The organism is Rhizobium ruizarguesonis (assembly GCF_017357285.1).
GTDB classification, from domain to species: domain Bacteria; phylum Pseudomonadota; class Alphaproteobacteria; order Rhizobiales; family Rhizobiaceae; genus Rhizobium; species Rhizobium ruizarguesonis.
Map to the genome: position 1 here is coordinate 3,335,949 of NZ_CP071678.1, position 15,615 is coordinate 3,351,563.

General features: G+C 62.4%; 14 protein-coding genes and 1 other RNA gene. 7 read left to right on the forward strand and 8 right to left on the reverse strand.

Going from position 1 to position 15,615, the window contains the following annotated elements:
- Window positions 1–2: 2 nt before the first annotated feature.
- From hflK to J3P73_RS16630, 3 genes are all read right to left on the reverse strand, one after another.
- Entirely contained in the window at window positions 3–1,085 is a 1,083-nt protein-coding gene (gene hflK / locus J3P73_RS16620) for an FtsH protease activity modulator HflK (RefSeq protein ID WP_003560923.1), read from the reverse strand.
- Window positions 1,086–1,233: 148 nt separating this feature from the next.
- A complete protein-coding gene (locus J3P73_RS16625; protein WP_018074190.1) occupies window positions 1,234–1,752 on the reverse strand; it encodes a dihydrofolate reductase in 519 nt (172 codons plus the stop codon).
- Between the two features lie 13 nt (window positions 1,753–1,765).
- A complete protein-coding gene (locus J3P73_RS16630; RefSeq protein ID WP_018074189.1) occupies window positions 1,766–2,560 on the reverse strand; it encodes a thymidylate synthase in 795 nt (264 codons plus the stop codon).
- A 111-nt stretch (window positions 2,561–2,671) separates the two neighbouring features.
- Between J3P73_RS16630 and ssrA the strand changes: the two genes are divergently transcribed.
- The 4 genes from ssrA (at window position 2,672) to J3P73_RS16650 (ending at window position 4,305) form a co-directional block, all read left to right on the forward strand.
- Window positions 2,672–3,034: a transfer-messenger RNA gene (gene ssrA / locus J3P73_RS16635) on the forward strand.
- Window positions 3,035–3,161: 127 nt separating this feature from the next.
- The gene (locus J3P73_RS16640; RefSeq protein ID WP_018483820.1) at window positions 3,162–3,677 is read left to right on the forward strand and encodes an SspB family protein; all 516 of its coding nucleotides are present in this window, start codon (window positions 3,162–3,164) and stop codon (window positions 3,675–3,677) included.
- Window positions 3,678–3,727: 50 nt separating this feature from the next.
- Window positions 3,728–3,922 (forward strand): DUF4169 family protein, encoded by a 195-nt coding sequence (locus tag J3P73_RS16645; protein WP_018074187.1) that lies wholly within the window; start codon window positions 3,728–3,730, stop codon window positions 3,920–3,922.
- A gap of 158 nt (window positions 3,923–4,080) precedes the next feature.
- Window positions 4,081–4,305, forward strand: a complete 225-nt coding sequence (locus J3P73_RS16650) for a ribbon-helix-helix domain-containing protein (protein WP_018074186.1) — start codon at window positions 4,081–4,083, stop codon at window positions 4,303–4,305.
- 207 nt (window positions 4,306–4,512) lie between these two features.
- On the opposite strand, the gene J3P73_RS16655 is transcribed toward J3P73_RS16650, so the two are convergent.
- From J3P73_RS16655 to J3P73_RS16665, 3 genes are all read right to left on the reverse strand, one after another.
- Window positions 4,513–8,223, reverse strand: coding sequence for an AsmA family protein (locus tag J3P73_RS16655; protein ID WP_130692205.1), 3,711 nt, complete (start codon window positions 8,221–8,223; stop codon window positions 4,513–4,515).
- A 202-nt stretch (window positions 8,224–8,425) separates the two neighbouring features.
- Complete coding sequence (locus tag J3P73_RS16660; protein WP_024320812.1) at window positions 8,426–9,838, reverse strand: FAD-binding oxidoreductase; 1,413 nt, start codon at window positions 9,836–9,838, stop codon at window positions 8,426–8,428.
- Window positions 9,839–10,000: 162 nt separating this feature from the next.
- Window positions 10,001–11,035, reverse strand: coding sequence for an aldo/keto reductase (locus J3P73_RS16665; RefSeq protein ID WP_130692207.1), 1,035 nt, complete (start codon window positions 11,033–11,035; stop codon window positions 10,001–10,003).
- 92 nt (window positions 11,036–11,127) lie between these two features.
- On the opposite strand from J3P73_RS16665, the gene J3P73_RS16670 reads away from it, so the two are divergent.
- Entirely contained in the window at window positions 11,128–12,030 is a 903-nt protein-coding gene (locus J3P73_RS16670; RefSeq protein ID WP_018074182.1) for a LysR family transcriptional regulator, read from the forward strand.
- A gap of 256 nt (window positions 12,031–12,286) precedes the next feature.
- Entirely contained in the window at window positions 12,287–13,378 is a 1,092-nt protein-coding gene (locus J3P73_RS16675) for an AbrB family transcriptional regulator (RefSeq protein WP_130692209.1), read from the forward strand.
- A 59-nt stretch (window positions 13,379–13,437) separates the two neighbouring features.
- On the opposite strand, the gene J3P73_RS16680 is transcribed toward J3P73_RS16675, so the two are convergent.
- Window positions 13,438–14,352, reverse strand: a complete 915-nt coding sequence (locus tag J3P73_RS16680; RefSeq protein WP_130664841.1) for an AraC family transcriptional regulator — start codon at window positions 14,350–14,352, stop codon at window positions 13,438–13,440.
- Between the two features lie 44 nt (window positions 14,353–14,396).
- Between J3P73_RS16680 and J3P73_RS16685 the strand changes: the two genes are divergently transcribed.
- Window positions 14,397–14,804 (forward strand): DUF2000 family protein, encoded by a 408-nt coding sequence (locus J3P73_RS16685; protein WP_003560946.1) that lies wholly within the window; start codon window positions 14,397–14,399, stop codon window positions 14,802–14,804.
- Between the two features lie 52 nt (window positions 14,805–14,856).
- On the opposite strand, the gene J3P73_RS16690 is transcribed toward J3P73_RS16685, so the two are convergent.
- Complete coding sequence (locus tag J3P73_RS16690; protein ID WP_026154229.1) at window positions 14,857–15,522, reverse strand: YiaD family glycine zipper/OmpA-like lipoprotein; 666 nt, start codon at window positions 15,520–15,522, stop codon at window positions 14,857–14,859.
- Window positions 15,523–15,615: the final 93 nt, after the last annotated feature.

Here is a 15,615-nt window from a genome sequence, read left to right on the forward strand (position 1 = left end):
ACTCAACCTCCCTGCTGCGCCGGCTTGCCGAGCTCATTGAGCGGCAGATAGGGCAGGACGCCCTGTTTCTCATCGATGATGACCTTCCGGGAATTCTTCAGCACCTGCTCCATCGTTTCGAGGTACAACCGCTTGCGGGTCACGTCAGGCGCCTTGGAATATTCGTCGTTGATCGCCGTGAAACGCTGCGCTTCACCTTCGGCCTCCTTCACGACACGGTCCTTGTAGGCGGCGGCATCTTCACGGATTCGCGCCGCATCGCCTCGCGCCTGGCCGAGCTTCTGGTTGGTATAGCGATTGGCCTCTTCGATCGTGCTGTCGCGGTCACGGCCGGCACGCTGCACTTCTTCGAAGGCATCGGCGACTTCGCGCGGCGGCGCCACGTTCTGGATCGTCACGCCGGTCACGGTCACGCCTGCACCGTAGCGGTTCATCGTGTCCTGCAGGATATTGAGCACATCCACTTCGATCGGCTGGCGATTGCTGCGGAAGGCGTCCTGCGCCGGACGCCGGCCGACGATTTCACGCATGGCACTGTCGGAAACCTGCTGCAGGGTCTCTGCCGGATTTTCGACATTGAAGAGATAGGCCTTCGGGTCACTCACCGTGTAAAAGACGGCGAACTGCACGTTAATGACGCTCTTGTCGCTGGACAGCATCAGGCCATTCGAAGACGATGCCGAAGTCGCCCCGATATTCAGCTGCTGCACGGTCACCTTGACCGTTTCCACGGTTTCCATCGGCCACAGGTGGAAATGCAGGCCCGGCATCGAAATCTCGTCCTTCGGCTTGCCGAACCGCAGCTCGACGCCGCGTTCGTCCGGTTGCACGACGTAGATGCACTGGATCAGCCAGAAGACGGCGACGATCGCCGCGACGATCACCGCCACGCCGCCGTTGAAGCCGCCGGGAATGATGTTGCGCAGCTGGTCCTGGCCGCGCCGGATGATATCTTCCAGATCGGGCGGTCCGCCCTTGCCGCCGCCACCGCGCGGCCGGTTCGGCCCCTGTCCCCATGGTCCCTGATTATTACCGCCGCCGCCGCCCCAAGGGCCGCCGCCGCCATTCTGATTGCTCCAGGGCATCAAAACCTCGTTGTTCGTTAAGTCTCCACGCATCCGAAACCGTGGGGGCTGACCGGCGGACGCGTTGGTGACCGTTATAGGTATCGCCGCATCGGCTTTCAACGCAGCGTGAGAAACTTGGTCAATTTAATTGGAAAATAGTTCATTTTCAGGCGTGTCGGCGTTCGTAGACGATGAAACGCGTGGGATAGCTGTCCTTCTCGCCGGCTGGAACCGCGATCGCCTCCCCTGCCTGCCAGATATCGGGATCGATCGCGGGAAACGACGCGTCTCCGTCAAGATCGGCCTCGACATGCGTGATGCACATCCGGTCGGCAAGACCGATCGCCTGGGCATAAACCTGCCCACCGCCGAGAATGCAGATCTCGTCGACGCCGGTTTCGAGCGCCAGCCTTTCGGCCGCCTTTATCGCCTCGGGCAGCGAATGTGTCATGCTCACATCAGCATGGTCTATCGCCGCCTGCCGCGAAATGACGACGTTCGGTCGTCCCGGCAGTGGCTTGCCGATCGAATCGTAAGTCTTGCGGCCCATCACCACAGGCTTGCCCAATGTCAGCGCCTTGAAGCGCTTGAGATCGCTCGAAAGCCGCCACGGCATGTCGCCGTCGCGGCCGATAATGCCGTTGCGAGCAACGGCGGCGATAATGGTCCTGCGGATGTCAGCCATGAAATGTCCCGGATCAGACGGCGATCGGCGCCTTGATGCTGGCATCGGCCTCGTAGCCGATCAGCTCGAAATCGTCGAAGGTGAAGCCGAAAATATCCTTCACATCAGGATTGATGCGCATGAACGGCAGCGGTTTCGGCCGGCGCGCCAGCTGCAGCTTCGCCTGGTCGAAGTGGTTGTGATAGAGATGGGCGTCGCCGAGCGTGTGGACGAAATCGCCAGGCTTCAGTCCGGTCACCTGAGCCACCATCATCGTCAGCAGCGCATAGGAGGCGATGTTGAACGGCACACCGAGGAAGATATCGGCCGAGCGCTGGTAGAGCTGGCAGGAAAGCTTGCCGTCAGCCACATAGAACTGGAACAGGCAATGGCAGGGCGGCAGCGCCATTTCGTCCACCTCGGCCGGATTCCAGGCCGAGACGATGTGGCGGCGCGAATTCGGGTTGTTGACGATGCCTTTGACCAGATTGGCGATCTGGTCGATATGGCCGCCGTCGGGCGCTGGCCAGGAGCGCCACTGGGCGCCGTAGACCGGCCCGAGATCGCCGTTTTCGTCGGCCCATTCGTCCCAGATCGAAACGCCGTTCTCCTTGAGATAGCGGATGTTCGTCTCGCCCTTCAGGAACCAGAGAAGCTCGTGGATGATCGAGCGCAGATGCAGCTTCTTCGTGGTGAGGACGGGGAAGCCCTCTTCGAGGTCGAAGCGCATCTGATGGCCGAAGACCGAACGCGTGCCGGTGCCGGTACGGTCGCCCCGGTCGGAGCCCTTTTCCATCACATGATTCAAGAGATCGAGATATTGCTTCATGTCGCGCTGATTCCGTTTCGGCTAATTTAAGCCTTCGGAACCGGGAAACCAATCACCGGCGGGCATTTTCCCAATGTTTCTGATGGGACGCATAACGCTTTTATGACGTTTGCCCTTTCCTTGGGCTGAGGAAACCACTATATCACCCCTGTCGGCTTTCGGGCCGGCTATGGCGATAAATGAGCGGTGTAATAAACCTATTGGACCCGGGGGCGGTACCCGGCGCCTCCACCAAAAACCGGCGGTCTTAAAGGCCGGCTTTTGATGGGGGCGAAACAGGATCGACAAGGGTGTAAAGATCGTCTTTTTGCTCGGCATTGTACCGCCGTTATCGGGCTAAAATTGTAGTTGCAAACGACAACTATGCGGAAGCTCGTCTCGCTGCTTAATCGCGGTGTGACACTTCAATCAAAGTCCTAGTGGTTCGCACCTCTAGGCGGGGTCCGAAGGCACCTGGCAACAGAAGCCTTCACCTTCTCCCTGCCGCCGAAATCATGTATGCTGCTTAAAAACGTGACTCGGCTCCGGTCTTTCCCAAGGCGCCCGGACGTGGCATACAACCTTGTGAAAAGACTCCGAACCGACGAAAGACAGGAAAAGCATGGGGCAGGATCATATCCGCTACGACATTCTGGCACAGGATGCACTTCGCGGCGTCATCCGCAAGGTTTTGGCGGAAGTCGCAGCTACGGGCCGCCTGCCCGGTGATCATCACTTCTTCATCACCTTCCTCACCGGCGCGACCGGCGTGCGGATCTCCCAGCACCTGAAGTCGAAATACCCCGAGCAGATGACCATCGTCATCCAGCACCAGTTCTGGGATATGAAGATCACTGAAACGCATTTCGAGATCGGCCTTTCCTTCTCGGACGTTCCGGAAAAGCTGGTCATCCCATTCAATGCGATCCGTGGTTTCTACGATCCCTCCGTCAACTTCGAGCTCGAATTCGATGTGCCTCTCGCCGACGGCGAGGAATTGCCGTCCGGTGAAATCACCGCTTATCCGGTGGATGCTGTTGGAAAGCCCGACGACGCCGCGGGCGCAAAACCCGCCGACGGCGAGGAGAAAAAACCGGGCTCCGTCGTCTCACTCGACTCCTTCCGCAAGAAGCAGTGATTTAAAGGGAGGCCAAGCCTCCCTTTTTCATGGGGAAATCAGGCAACCGCATGAGCGCCGAAATCATCAATCTGCGCCAGTTCCGCAAGAAGCAGGCCCGCTCCGAAAAGGAGCAGCAGGCCGAGCAGAACCGCATCTCCTTCGGCCGCACCAAGGCCGAAAAGCAACTGACCCGCAGCCTGAACGACAAGGCCGACAAAGCCCATCGCGACGGTCGAATCGAAACGGATGACGACGGCGCGTGATGGTTTCACGCAAAGCTTGAAAACCGGAATAGATTCTGCGATCAGCCACTTGCGTGCTTTCCTTGAATCGATCCGCCAACCCACGCATGATTTGATGGAACGCCCCTAGCGCGTCCTCTCGGACGCACGGCGCTCTAACCGGGATGTGAAACCGCTTCATGATCCGCAAGCATTCGGCGACATTGCACGGCCATCGCACCAGTTTCTCGCTGGAGGATGAGTTCTGGGCCGAGCTGAAGACGATCGCCGCAAGCCGTTCGATGCCGTTCGCCGCCCTGATCTCCGAGATCGACGACCACCGTCCTGCTGAAAGCAACCTGTCCTCGGCGCTGCGGCTGCATGTGCTTTCATGGCTGAAGGCCGGCGGCGACCGCCAGCCGTGACACGGGCCTCATGCATATTGCACAAAACCGTGGGGCGATTTGGGGCGCGAAATCAATGAAAACAAAGATCTGAGCGCCTTGCATGAATCAAATTCTAGCGCATAACCCCGAAAATCGGAATCGATTTTCGGAAAGGATTATGCGCAGATTCAAAGTGATAGAGCGTCCTTAGCGCGTCTGAAAAGACGCGCGGCGCTCTATGCAATCTCACTGCGCCTGAACGCCCGGTAACTGGTCGAAATTGAGCGGACCGGGCTGCGCTTGCCCACCGCGCCGTGCCGCTTCCGCCTCAGCGGCAGCCCTCGCTTGCGCATCTGCCTTCGCTTTGGCTTCCGCCGCGCGTGCAGCCTCTGCCTCGGCAGCGGCCTTCTCGGCGGCTGCTTGCTGCGCCAGTGCACGCAGCCGCTCTTCCTCCGCCTGCCGTTGTTGCTCGATCTCGACCGCCTTGATGCGCTCGGCGTCGTTGAACCGATAGAGCGCCACCTCGCGGCGCAGCCGCTGTTTTTCGAGCACGATCGCCTGCAGTCGCTCGACCCGCCGACGCTCGCGCTCAAAGGCGCGCAGCGACAGATAGCTGGTGATATCGGTCACATCCATCGTCTTGCCGGGTGACGGCAGCATGCCCGAAAAATTCAGCTTGAGCGCCGGCTCGGCGCCGGAAAGCGCTTCCGTGCCCGGATTGAACCCGACACCCAGCGTCGCGCTGACCCGCTCTTCCGGCAGCGCGATCTGCGCATCGGCGGTGATGCGGGCGAGATCGTTGGCGACGGTGACATTCTGCACCCTCAGCGTTCCGTCGGCGATGTTGAAGGGAACGCCGAGCGGCGGCAGCTTCGCCTCGCCGTTGCTGAGCAGCGTTTCGATGATCGGATGCACCTTGCCGGCGTTGATCTGCTCCTGCATCGTATCGGTCGCGGCAAGCAGCGGCGGAAGGATGGCAAGGTTCAGCCCGCGAATGCTGGTATCGCCGAGCCTCAGTTCGCCGGAACCATTGAGCGAGCTGGCGATCTCGCCGATCGTCTTGCCCGAGGCCTCCATCGACAGCGACAATCCGAACTTGCCGTTGGCGATCGGCGCGCCGTCGCGCAGCCAGACGACGCCGGAAAGATCGGAATCGGCAAGCGCAAGCTTCGTCTGCAGGAAGCCGGTGCCGTTGGCATTGGTGAAGAGCAGGTTGCCGGAAAGCTTTCCCCCGTCCCAGTTGCCGGCCATGTCGTTGAGCTGCAGCTCGTCGCCCTTGTAGGCGACGTTGCTGGTGAAGTCCGACACCGCCGTTTCGGGCAGGCCCGGCCAGAACTGCTTGGCCGTCAGCTTCACGTTGACGTCGAGATCCTTGAAGACGGGCAGCCCCAGCGGCGCCGTCGTCAGCTGACCGTTGGCGGGATCGACGATCTGGCCGAATAACGCCTCGCCGAGCCAGCCGGCATCGGCCTTAGAGAGCGTCAGGCCGCCGCTCGCGGTCGTCTTCGCAGCCTTCCGGTCGACGGTCAGCGCACCTGAAAATTCGTTGTCGGCCGCATGCCCCTTAAGATCCGAAAGGACGATCTTGTCGCTATCGACCGCTGCATTGACTTGCAGGCCGAGCGGCAACCCGGTTCCGGTCTGCGGCAGGGCGATGCCGTTCATGATGAGATAGGGGTCGATATCGGCGCTGTCGAGCGACAGTGCGATGTGGCCGTTCATGAAGCTCTCCGGCCGGACATCGACCTTGCCGTTGGCGGTGAGCGAGGTCCGGTCGGTCGCAAAGCTCAGCGCCGCATCGGCGGGATCGTTGCCCGATGCCTTCACCTTGAGCGTCAGACGGCCATTGGCCCCGACATCGACCGGCAGCGGGTCGAGCCCGGCCTGACCGAACAGGATGGACGGCACGGCGTTTTCGAGCGTCGCCTCGAGGCTCGTCGTGCCGTTGCCGGTCAACGCCAAGAGGTCGGACATGCGGTAGTCGAGATTGACGCGGCTGCCGTTCGCCACGCCGGCAAGCGTCACGGTCAGCGCGTTGCCCTCGTCGCCGCCGAGCGTCAGTGCGCCGCGTAGCGCCGTATTGCCGTACCAGCCGGCATTGCGCACCAGCCGGTCGAGCACCGGGTGATGCGGCAGGTGCTCGCGCAGCATGGTGAAGAACCCGCCGGGATCGGCCGATTTGAAGGTGATTTCGCCGGCGCCCTTGTAGTCGAGCAGCGAGCCCTCCGCCCTGCCCGTCGCCGTCAGCTCGGCGCCTGCGATGTTCTTGATCGACAGCCGGTCGACGGCAAGCGCCCCATCGGCGATCGTAAAGGTGGTCTCGACATTCTCGGCGTCGACGCCGAAGGCCGTGAACTTATCGGCCTTGAGCTGGGCGGCGATCTTGTGGTCGAGCACGTTATCGCCGGCATCCGGGCCGGTCATGAGCCCGCTCAGCGCCTGCAGCGCGTCCAGATCGAGCGTATCGCCGTTCAGCGCCACCGACAACGTCGGCGTCTGGCCGGAGATCGCTTGGCGCTCCAGCCGACCCTTCAGCGTCGCCGGTCCGATGGCAATCTCGAGATTTTCAAAACGCTGCAATTCGTGCGTCAGGCTGACATTGGCGGAAAAGCCAGCCTGCCGCAATTGCCGGATGGCCGGATCGACCGAGCCGGCAAGCCAGGAGGCAAGCCCCGTCGGCTGGCTGGAGGCCACCACGATCTGGCCATTGAACGAAGCTTCGCCCTCAAGCAGGAGCTTGCCCTTGCCTTCCACCTGCGTGCGCCCCGGCAGCGTGCCGGTGGCGCTGTCGATCATCCAGCCGGTGCCGGCCGGTTCGAGCTCCAGCTGTACGTCGCGCAGCGTCGTATCGCCGGCGACGATCGCCGGCAGTTTGACGCTCGCCTTGCCCGGCACCTGCGGGATCGGCACCTGCCGGACGATATCGATCAGCGAATTCAGCCGTTGGCGCGCCGAAACAGCGGGATCCCGTGTCGTCTTGCCCGACGCGCCCTGATTGCCGATGCGGTTGACGTCGATCTGCTGCCCATCAGCGGTCAACAGGAATTCCGGTGCATTGCCGGTATCGAGCGTCGCCTCGCCGGTTATGACATAGGGATCGTCCGTCGGGCCGATCTCCATCCGGTATTCAGGAATGCGGATGCGTTCATTGGTGAGCTCGAAGCGGCCCTTGACGCGCGGCGGCTGCTCTTTTTTGTTGGCGGGCTTGGCGCTGTTGCGGATTTCGATCGCGGCCGAAAGCTGGCCCTGATAGTTCGGCTTGCTGTCGACGAGCTTCAGTTCGCCGTCGAGATCGACGCTGACGGGATGCTTGTCCGGCGAAAGCCTCGTGCGCATGCGCAGCACGCCCTTGTCGTCCGGCTGACTGCTCGAGATCGAGAAGCCGCCATGCTCGCCGTCGAGCGCAGCGTCGCCCTCGATGCGCCAGGGACCGGCCAGCGACTTTGCCGACATTTCCGCATTGAGGCCGGTGATGCGACGCGAGCGGCCCGACTGGTCGTCGATGAATTCGACCTCGCCGCCGCTGACATGCACGTTTTCGAGTACGACGGTCCTTGCCGGTATTTCCGCACGGCTGCCGCGCATCCAGTCGAGCGTGCCGTCCTTGAGCAATCTCAAGCGCACCTTCGGATTGACGATGCGCATGTCGAAGATCAGCGCTTCACCCGACAGGAAAGGTGCGAGCTCCGCATCCATGGAGAACTGCTCGACCTTGACGATCGGCGTGCCGTCAGCTTCCTGGCCGACCCGCACGTCATGCAGCGTCACCGATGGAAACGGCAGCAGGCGCGCATCCACCGTGCCGTAGACCGTGACTTTCTTGCCGATAATGCGGCTTGCCTGATCCTCGAAATTCTTGCGGAAATCCGTCCAGTCGATGAACAGCGGCGCAAGCAGCGCCACAAACAGCACTACGACGATCACTCCCCCCAGAAAGACGAGGAACCGGCCTACCAATGCAAAGCGTCTCCATTCGGGATTCTGTTGCCGACACTAGAGCATGATGCCGAAAAGTGTGAGCGGTTTTCGGACGACATCATGCTCTAACTCTTTATTTGAGAACAGGATTCAGATTTTAGGTTGAGCCGGCCCAACATCATCCTGTTCTAGCGCTATTCATGCCGGGGGCAAGGCCCAAGTTCATGAGAATATTCCGTTTTCAGCCATGGTGGAAAATCTTGCCGGGATTGAAGATGTCGTCCGGATCGAGCGCCTGTTTCACCTGTCGCATCAGATCCACAGCGCCGCCAAGCTCCTGTTCCAGAAACGCCATCTTGCCTTGCCCGATCCCGTGTTCGCCGGTGCATGTCCCGTCCAGGTCGAGCGCCCGCTGGTTGAGTCGCTGCACGAAGCTCTCAGCCATGGCGATGTCTTCGGCACTTCTGTCGTCAAACAACAGCAGCACATGGAAGTTCCCGTCTCCGGCATGGCCGACAATCGGCCCCAGCAGCCCGTGCTCCTCGATATCCGCCTGTGTAGCGGAAACGCAATCGGCGAGCCTCGATATCGGAACACAAACATCGGTCGAAAGTGCGGCAAGCCCGGGCGCCAGCGCCCTTGCGGCCCAATAGGCGTCGTGGCGCGCCTTCCAGAGTTTTGTCCGTTCCTCGGCATTGGCGGTCCACAGGAATTCGCCGCCCCCACATTCCGCCGCGATCTCGGCAAAGGCTGCCGATTGCAGCGGCACCGTCTCGTCGGTGCCGTGGAATTCGAGGAAGAGTGTCGGGCTTTCGGCATAGGAAAGCCCGGAATAAGCATTGCAGGCCCGCATCTGCACCGTGTCGAGGAGCTCGATGCGCGCCACCGGAATGCCCATCTGGATCGTCAGGATGACGGCATCGCAAGCGGCCTTGATGCTCGGAAAGGCACAGGCCCCTCCGGCGATCTTCTGCGGGATCGCCTGCAGGCGCAACGTCACCGAGGTCAGGATGCCGAGCGTGCCCTCGGCGCCGACGAAGAGCCGCGTCAGGTCGTAGCCCGCCGAAGATTTGCGGGCGCGCCGGGCCGTGCGGATCTCTTCACCATTGGCGGTGACCGCGGTGACGGCAAGCACATTGTCCTTCATCGTTCCGTAGCGCACGGCATTGGTGCCGGACGCCCGCGTCGAGGCCATGCCGCCGATCGAGGCGTTGGCGCCGGGATCGATCGGGAAGAACAGGCCCGTATCGCGCAGGTGGATGTTCAGCGCTTCGCGTGTCACACCCGGCTCGACGGTACAGTCGAGATCTTCGGGATTGACCTCGAGCACCCGGTTCATGCGGCTGAAATCGATCGAAATACCGCCATGGGCGGCATTGATCTGCCCCTCCAGCGAGGTGCCGGTGCCGAATCCGATGACCGGCACCTTGTGGGTCGCACACGCCCTGACCGCCGCCTTCACATCCTCGGCACTCTCGGCAAAGAGCACGCCGTCCGGCAGCTGCGCTGGGATATAGGTGGTCGTATGGGCATGCTGTTCGCGGAAGGACTGGCCTGTCTGGAAGCGCTCGCCGAAGCTCTGCTTGAGAATGCCAAGCACGGCGGCGATACCCACCTCGTTGCGTGTGCCGGCCTTTGCGTCCTTCAGCGCCATCCCTTTGATCTCCCTGCTATTCCGCGGAAACCATATCGTGTTCCGCAGGTTAGCTGGGTATGCGGCAAGTCAAAGCGGCTGTCCAGTTAAGATTGGCAGAAGATTTCATTCCCCTTTTGTTGTAGGCCGCTTGTTATAGCCAAACCCGCCGCCCCCGGCGCCTCAGACGATCGGCGGATTGAGCCGCGCAAAACCCTCCTGCCGCCGATAGGGGAAATAGGGGTAGGGCGCCGTCAGGGTGCTGACGGCGTCGAGCCTTTCGATCTGCTCCTTCGACAGGCTCCAGCCGACTGCGCCGAGGTTCTGCCTGAGCTGCTCCTCGTTGCGGGCGCCGATGATAACGCTCGACACCGTTGGCCGGTTAAGCAGCCAGTTGATGGCGATCTGCGGCACCGTCCGGCCGGTCTCGGCTGCGACGGTGGCCAGCACCTCAACGATGTCGAACAGCTTCTCGTCGTCGACGGGCGGGCCGTATTGCGCCGTCTCGTGCAGCCGGCTTGACTTGGGCAGCGGCTGGCCGCGGCGGATCTTGCCGGTCAGCCGTCCCCAGGCAAGCGGGCTCCAGACGAAGGCTCCGACCCCCTGGTCGGCGCCAAGCGGCATCAGCTCCCATTCGTAATCGCGCCCTGCCAGCGAATAATAGACCTGATGGGCGACATAACGCGGATAGCCGTGGCGCTCGGCGGCGGCGAGCGACTTCATCAGTTCCCAGCCGGCAAAATTGGAAACGCCGACATAGCGGATCTTGCCTGCTGCAACGAGCCCATCGAGCGTCGACAGCACCTCCTCGACCGGCGTCGAGGCATCGAAAGCATGAAGCTGCAGCAGGTCGATATAGTCGGTCCCGAGCCGGCGCAGCGCATCCTCGGTGGCGCGGATCAGCCGCGCCCGCGACGTTCCCCAGTCCTGCGGCCCCTCGCCCATCGGTAGTGCCGTCTTCGTCGAGATCAGCACAGCGTCTCGCCGGCCGCGGATCGCCTGGCCGAGCACCTCTTCGGAAGCGCCGGCCGAATAGACGTCGGCCGTGTCGAAGAGATTGACACCGGCATCCAGGCAGATGTCGACGAGGCGCCGCGCTTCCTCGGCATCGGTATTGCCCCAGGCGCCGAACAGCGGGCCGCTGCCGCCGAATGTGCCCGCGCCGAAGCTTAAGACCGGTACTCTGAGGCCGGATGCGCCGAGATTTCTGTAGTCCATGGACCTGTCTCCTGTCTTTCCTATGAGATAGACCTTAGCGGTTCGATGATATAGATTGCCCACCGGCAAAACATTTGTGACTTGAATTCATCATGAGCCGTCAGGACATCAATCGCTCCGGCGAAATGGAAGTCTTCGTCAGTGTCGTCGAGCGCGGTGGCTTTTCCGCGGCCGCCACGGCCCGGCGCATGACGCCGTCGGCCGTCAGCAAGCTCGTCGCCCGGCTGGAGACACGCCTCGGCGCCCGCCTCGTCAACCGCTCCACTCGAAGGCTGCAGCTAACGCCGGAAGGCTGCGCCTTCTACGAGCGCAGCATCGCCATCCTTGCCGATATCACCGAGGCCGAACATCAAGCCTCGACGGGCGAACAAGCCTCAGGCCGCATCCGCATCAACACCAGCGGCTCCTTCGGCAACCATCTGCTGGCGCCGCTCGTGCCTGCCTTCATGGCGCTTCATCCGGCCGTGACGCTGGATATTTCCCATACCGACAGGATAGTTGACCTGATGGAAGAGCGCGCCGATGTCGCGATCCGCGCCGGCCCGTTGAAGAATTCCAGCCTGATCGCCCGCAAGCTTGGCGCCACCGGCAAGATCATCGTCGCGTCGCCGGATTATCTCTCGCGTCACGGCAAACCACGCACGACCGCCGATCTCCGCCGCCATTGCCGCATCGGCTTTTCCTATGCCCGCGCCATCGAGGGCTGGCCGCTGCGCGAGGACGGCCAGACGGTGACCATCCCGATCACACCGGGCGTGCAGGTGGGAGACGGCGAAGCCATGCGCCACCTCGCTTTGTCAGGCGCCGGCCTTGCCCGCCTTGCCGACTTCACCGTGCGCGCCGATATCGATGCCGGGCGCCTGGTGCCGGTGCTTGAAGAGGCCAATCCCGGCGATCTCGAAGAGTTCTACGCCCTCTATATGGGCCAGGGTGGCCCGCTGCCGGCGCGCGTACGCGCGCTGCTCGATTTTCTCGTCAGCCATGTGCATTTCTAGTGCATCTCGTTCAGAACCGTTCAATGGCTTTGGAGGACGATCTGCATGAAAACAACGACTTGAAGCGGCCGCATGAATCAGTTTCGCATTCCAAGACGCCAGGAAGCCAGATTTCGCAATTGACCGCCGCCGTGCCACCCACCTATACCGGACCCGCGCCGGCCGGCTCCTGCAGCCGGCCTCTCTTCGTCATGCCGGAGCTTCCCCTACCTTCAGCCTCAGGGCTTGGCACCGGCCAGGAAAGATACGGGAATCCATGCCATTCAGCGACGCAAGCCGCCTGCTGCGGGATGCCGGCCTGCCGAAATGGGCGCTGTTGCTCGCGCTTTCCACAGCTCTCGTCGTCTTCCTCGAACTCTTCGCCCTGCCGGCCTCGCTGCTGATCGGGCCGATGGTCGCGGCAATCGCGCTGGCGCTGACCGTCGGCAAGGGAAAGCTTCGTGTGCCCTTCTGGCCGCTGCAATTCGGCCAGGTCCTCGTCGGCCTGATGATGGCGCGCACCATCACTCCCAATATTCTCGGCACCATGGCGAAAGACGCGCCGCTCTTTCTGCTGTTCATCTTCTCGGTCATCGCCATTGCCACCGGCCTCGGCTGGCTGCTGACGCGCTGGCAGGTGCTGCCGGGAACAACCGCGGTCTGGGGCTCCTCGCCGGGCGGCGCCTCCGCCATGGTCATCATGTCGGAAGCTTATGGCGCCGATGCCCGTCTCGTCGCCTTCATGCAGTATCTGCGCGTCGTCTTCGTCGCCGTCGGCGCCTCGGTGATCTCGCGCCTGTGGGTGGCAGCCGACGGCGCCGAGCCGCCGCTTGTCCTCTTTCCCGAGATCGACTGGCCGGCCTTCGCGGCGACGATGGCTGTTGCCGCCTTTTGCGCCTATGGCGTCCGGCGCCTGCGCCTCCAGGGCGGCTCAATCATCGTGCCGCTCTTTCTCGGCGCCCTGCTGCAGGGCATGGGCCTGTTGAAAATTGAGTTGCCGATGTGGCTGCTCGCCATCGCCTATGCACTGGTCGGCTGGAGCATCGGCCTGCGTTTCACCCGCTCGATCATCGAGCACGTGGCGCGCGCCCTGCCGAGGGTATCGGCATGCATCGTGCTGCTGATGGCGCTCTGCGGCTGCATGGCCGTGGCGCTTCACGTCTTCGCCGGCATAGACCCGCTAACGGCCTATCTCGCCACCAGCCCCGGCGGCGCCGATTCCGTCGCCATCATCGCCGCCTCCAGCGATGTTGACGTGCCCTTCGTCATGGCGATGCAGACCGGCCGTTTCCTGGTGATCCTGATGATCGGCCCGATGCTCGCCCGTTTCATCGCGCGCCGTTCCGGCCTTGCGGAAAATCCCGCTTGATGCATATCGCCCAAAAGTGTGCAGCGGTTTTGAGATAACGACATGCATAAATCAAAGACTTAAAGCGCGTCGCATGAATCCGGATTGACGCGACGCGCTTTAGAGTGCGGCGCGGAGTTATGCGCGAGCGCTACCCACTGGCCAGGCGTCATGCCGTAGGCCTTTTTGAAATGGCGGTTGAGATGGCTCTGGTCGGCAAAGCCCGTTGCCGCTGCCACATCGGAAATCCCCTCGCCCGCGCCGATCATCGCCCGCGCCCGCTGCAGCCGCCGCATCAGCAGGTAGCGATGCGGACTGGTGGCAAAGGCCGCCCGGAAATGCCGCGATAGCGCGAAACGGTCGAGCCCCGTTACCGCCTCCAGCTCGCCGGAGCGTACTACCCGCGTCGCATGCGCCTCGAGATAATCGCGCGCCGCCCGCGCCTGCCGCCAGGCGACGAGACCCAGCGGCCGGCGCGGCATGCGCGCATGCCGGGACAGCCCGCCGGTGACCCGCGATACGAAATCGTCGACGAAAAGCGCGTCCAGTTCGCGGTCGAGTTCGCCGAGTGCTGCCAGCAGCACGCCCGCCAGCGCGGGATCGCCGATAACAGGTTCATCGACAAAAGGCAGGCCGACGCCATCGGCTTCCAAGCACTCGAGCAGCAGCGATGGCTCCAGGTAGAGCATGCGGTACTGCAGCCCGTCCTCCGTCCCCGCCCCGCCATCATGCTCCTCGTCGGGATGCAGCACGATCACCTGCCCCGGCAGGCTGAAGCGCCGCTCGCCGCGATAACGGAAGGTCTGTACGCCTTTCAGCGTCACGCCCAGAGCATAGGTGTCGTGCCGGTGCGGCTCGAAGGCATTGCCGGAGAACTGCGCCTCGATGCGTTCGATACCGGGAAAGGCCGGTGCGGCAAGGATGCCGTTGCCGGATGATCCCGCGCACAAACGTTCAAGACCTTCGAAGACCTGCGGATGTAGATCCTGGTTCAACGCGCCGCTACTCCATAACCCGTAGATAGGTGAAAGACCGTCCGATGTTTGATACCAAAATTGCCGTCGTCCTGCGAAACAATCTTGCCGGCTGGCAGAAGCTGAACGTCACCGCCTTCCTGATGACAGGCATTGCCGGCCGGCATCCGGAGATCATCGGTGAAGCCTACAGGGACCGCGCCGGCAATCTCTACAATCCGCTATCGATCCAGCCGATCATCGTGCTTTCCGCCGACGAGGCGACCATATCAGCCGTTCACCGCCGCGCGCTGGAGCGCGATATCACCAGCTCGCTCTTTATCGAGGAAATGTTTGCAACCGGCCACGACGCAGCCAACCGCGCCGTCTTCGCAGAATTTGCGCCCGAAGATGCCAAGGTGGTCGGCATCGCGCTGCGCGCCGAAAAGAAGATCGTCGACAAAATCACCAAGGGTGCGACGATGCAGCACTGACGAAAAAGGCCGGGAGTGACCCGGCCTTTCCGCAAACGCATATGAGCCGGAATCAGCCCTGTGTGATCGGCGCGATCTGGATCTCGACGCGGCGGTTCTGCGCGCGGCCGGCCTCGTTCGCATTGGAGGCGACCGGCTGGGACGGGCCGAAACCGACGGCGGAGACGCGGCGTTGGTCGATGCCCTGGCCGCCGAGATAATCGGCAACCGACAGCGCGCGGCGCTGCGACAGGTCCTGATTATGCTGCAGGCTGCCGGTCGAATCCGTATGGCCGTTGACGTCGATCAGCGTGCGGTTGAACTTGCGCAGCACGATCGCCACCGAATTCAGCGTCGGATAGAAGCCCGGCTTCACCGCGTCCTGATCGACGTCGAAGGTGATGTTCGAAGGCATGTTGAGGATGATGTTGTCGCCGTTACGGGTCACCGAAATGCCGGTGCCTTCGAGCTGGGCGCGAAGCTCGGATTCCTGCTGGTCCATGTAGTTGCCGATCGCACCGCCGGCGAGAGCGCCGACGCCTGCGCCGATCAACGCCGCATTGCGCTTGCCGTGGCCGCCGCCGCCGACAGCCACGCCGACGAGCGCGCCCCCGAGGGCGCCAAGCGCGGCGCCGCCGGCCGTATTGGAAACCTTCTGTTCACCGGTATAGGGATCGGTCGTCGTGCAGGCGCTGAGATAGCTTGTGGCAATAGCTAGAAGTAGGAATTTCTTGATCATGGACAGGACGGTCTCCGTTCGACTGATCCGAGCAAATGGCAAGGATTGCGGCAAGAAAATGAAGATGTTCTCCTGATACGGCAAATTCGGGCG

Coding starts and splice junctions, on each gene's coding strand:
- hflK (WP_003560923.1), bottom strand. CDS start 1,085: ATGCCCTGGAGCAATCAGAATGGCGGCGGCGGCCCTTGGGGCGGCGGC.
- J3P73_RS16650 (WP_018074186.1), top strand. CDS start 4,081: ATGATCCGCAAGCATTCGGCGACATTGCACGGCCATCGCACCAGTTTC.
- J3P73_RS16690 (WP_026154229.1), bottom strand. CDS start 15,522: ATGATCAAGAAATTCCTACTTCTAGCTATTGCCACAAGCTATCTCAGC.
- J3P73_RS16675 (WP_130692209.1), top strand. CDS start 12,287: ATGCCATTCAGCGACGCAAGCCGCCTGCTGCGGGATGCCGGCCTGCCG.
- J3P73_RS16645 (WP_018074187.1), top strand. CDS start 3,728: ATGAGCGCCGAAATCATCAATCTGCGCCAGTTCCGCAAGAAGCAGGCC.
- J3P73_RS16625 (WP_018074190.1), bottom strand. CDS start 1,752: ATGGCTGACATCCGCAGGACCATTATCGCCGCCGTTGCTCGCAACGGC.
- J3P73_RS16665 (WP_130692207.1), bottom strand. CDS start 11,035: ATGGACTACAGAAATCTCGGCGCATCCGGCCTCAGAGTACCGGTCTTA.
- J3P73_RS16640 (WP_018483820.1), top strand. CDS start 3,162: ATGGGGCAGGATCATATCCGCTACGACATTCTGGCACAGGATGCACTT.
- J3P73_RS16670 (WP_018074182.1), top strand. CDS start 11,128: ATGAGCCGTCAGGACATCAATCGCTCCGGCGAAATGGAAGTCTTCGTC.
- J3P73_RS16660 (WP_024320812.1), bottom strand. CDS start 9,838: ATGGCGCTGAAGGACGCAAAGGCCGGCACACGCAACGAGGTGGGTATC.
- J3P73_RS16685 (WP_003560946.1), top strand. CDS start 14,397: ATGTTTGATACCAAAATTGCCGTCGTCCTGCGAAACAATCTTGCCGGC.
- J3P73_RS16630 (WP_018074189.1), bottom strand. CDS start 2,560: ATGAAGCAATATCTCGATCTCTTGAATCATGTGATGGAAAAGGGCTCC.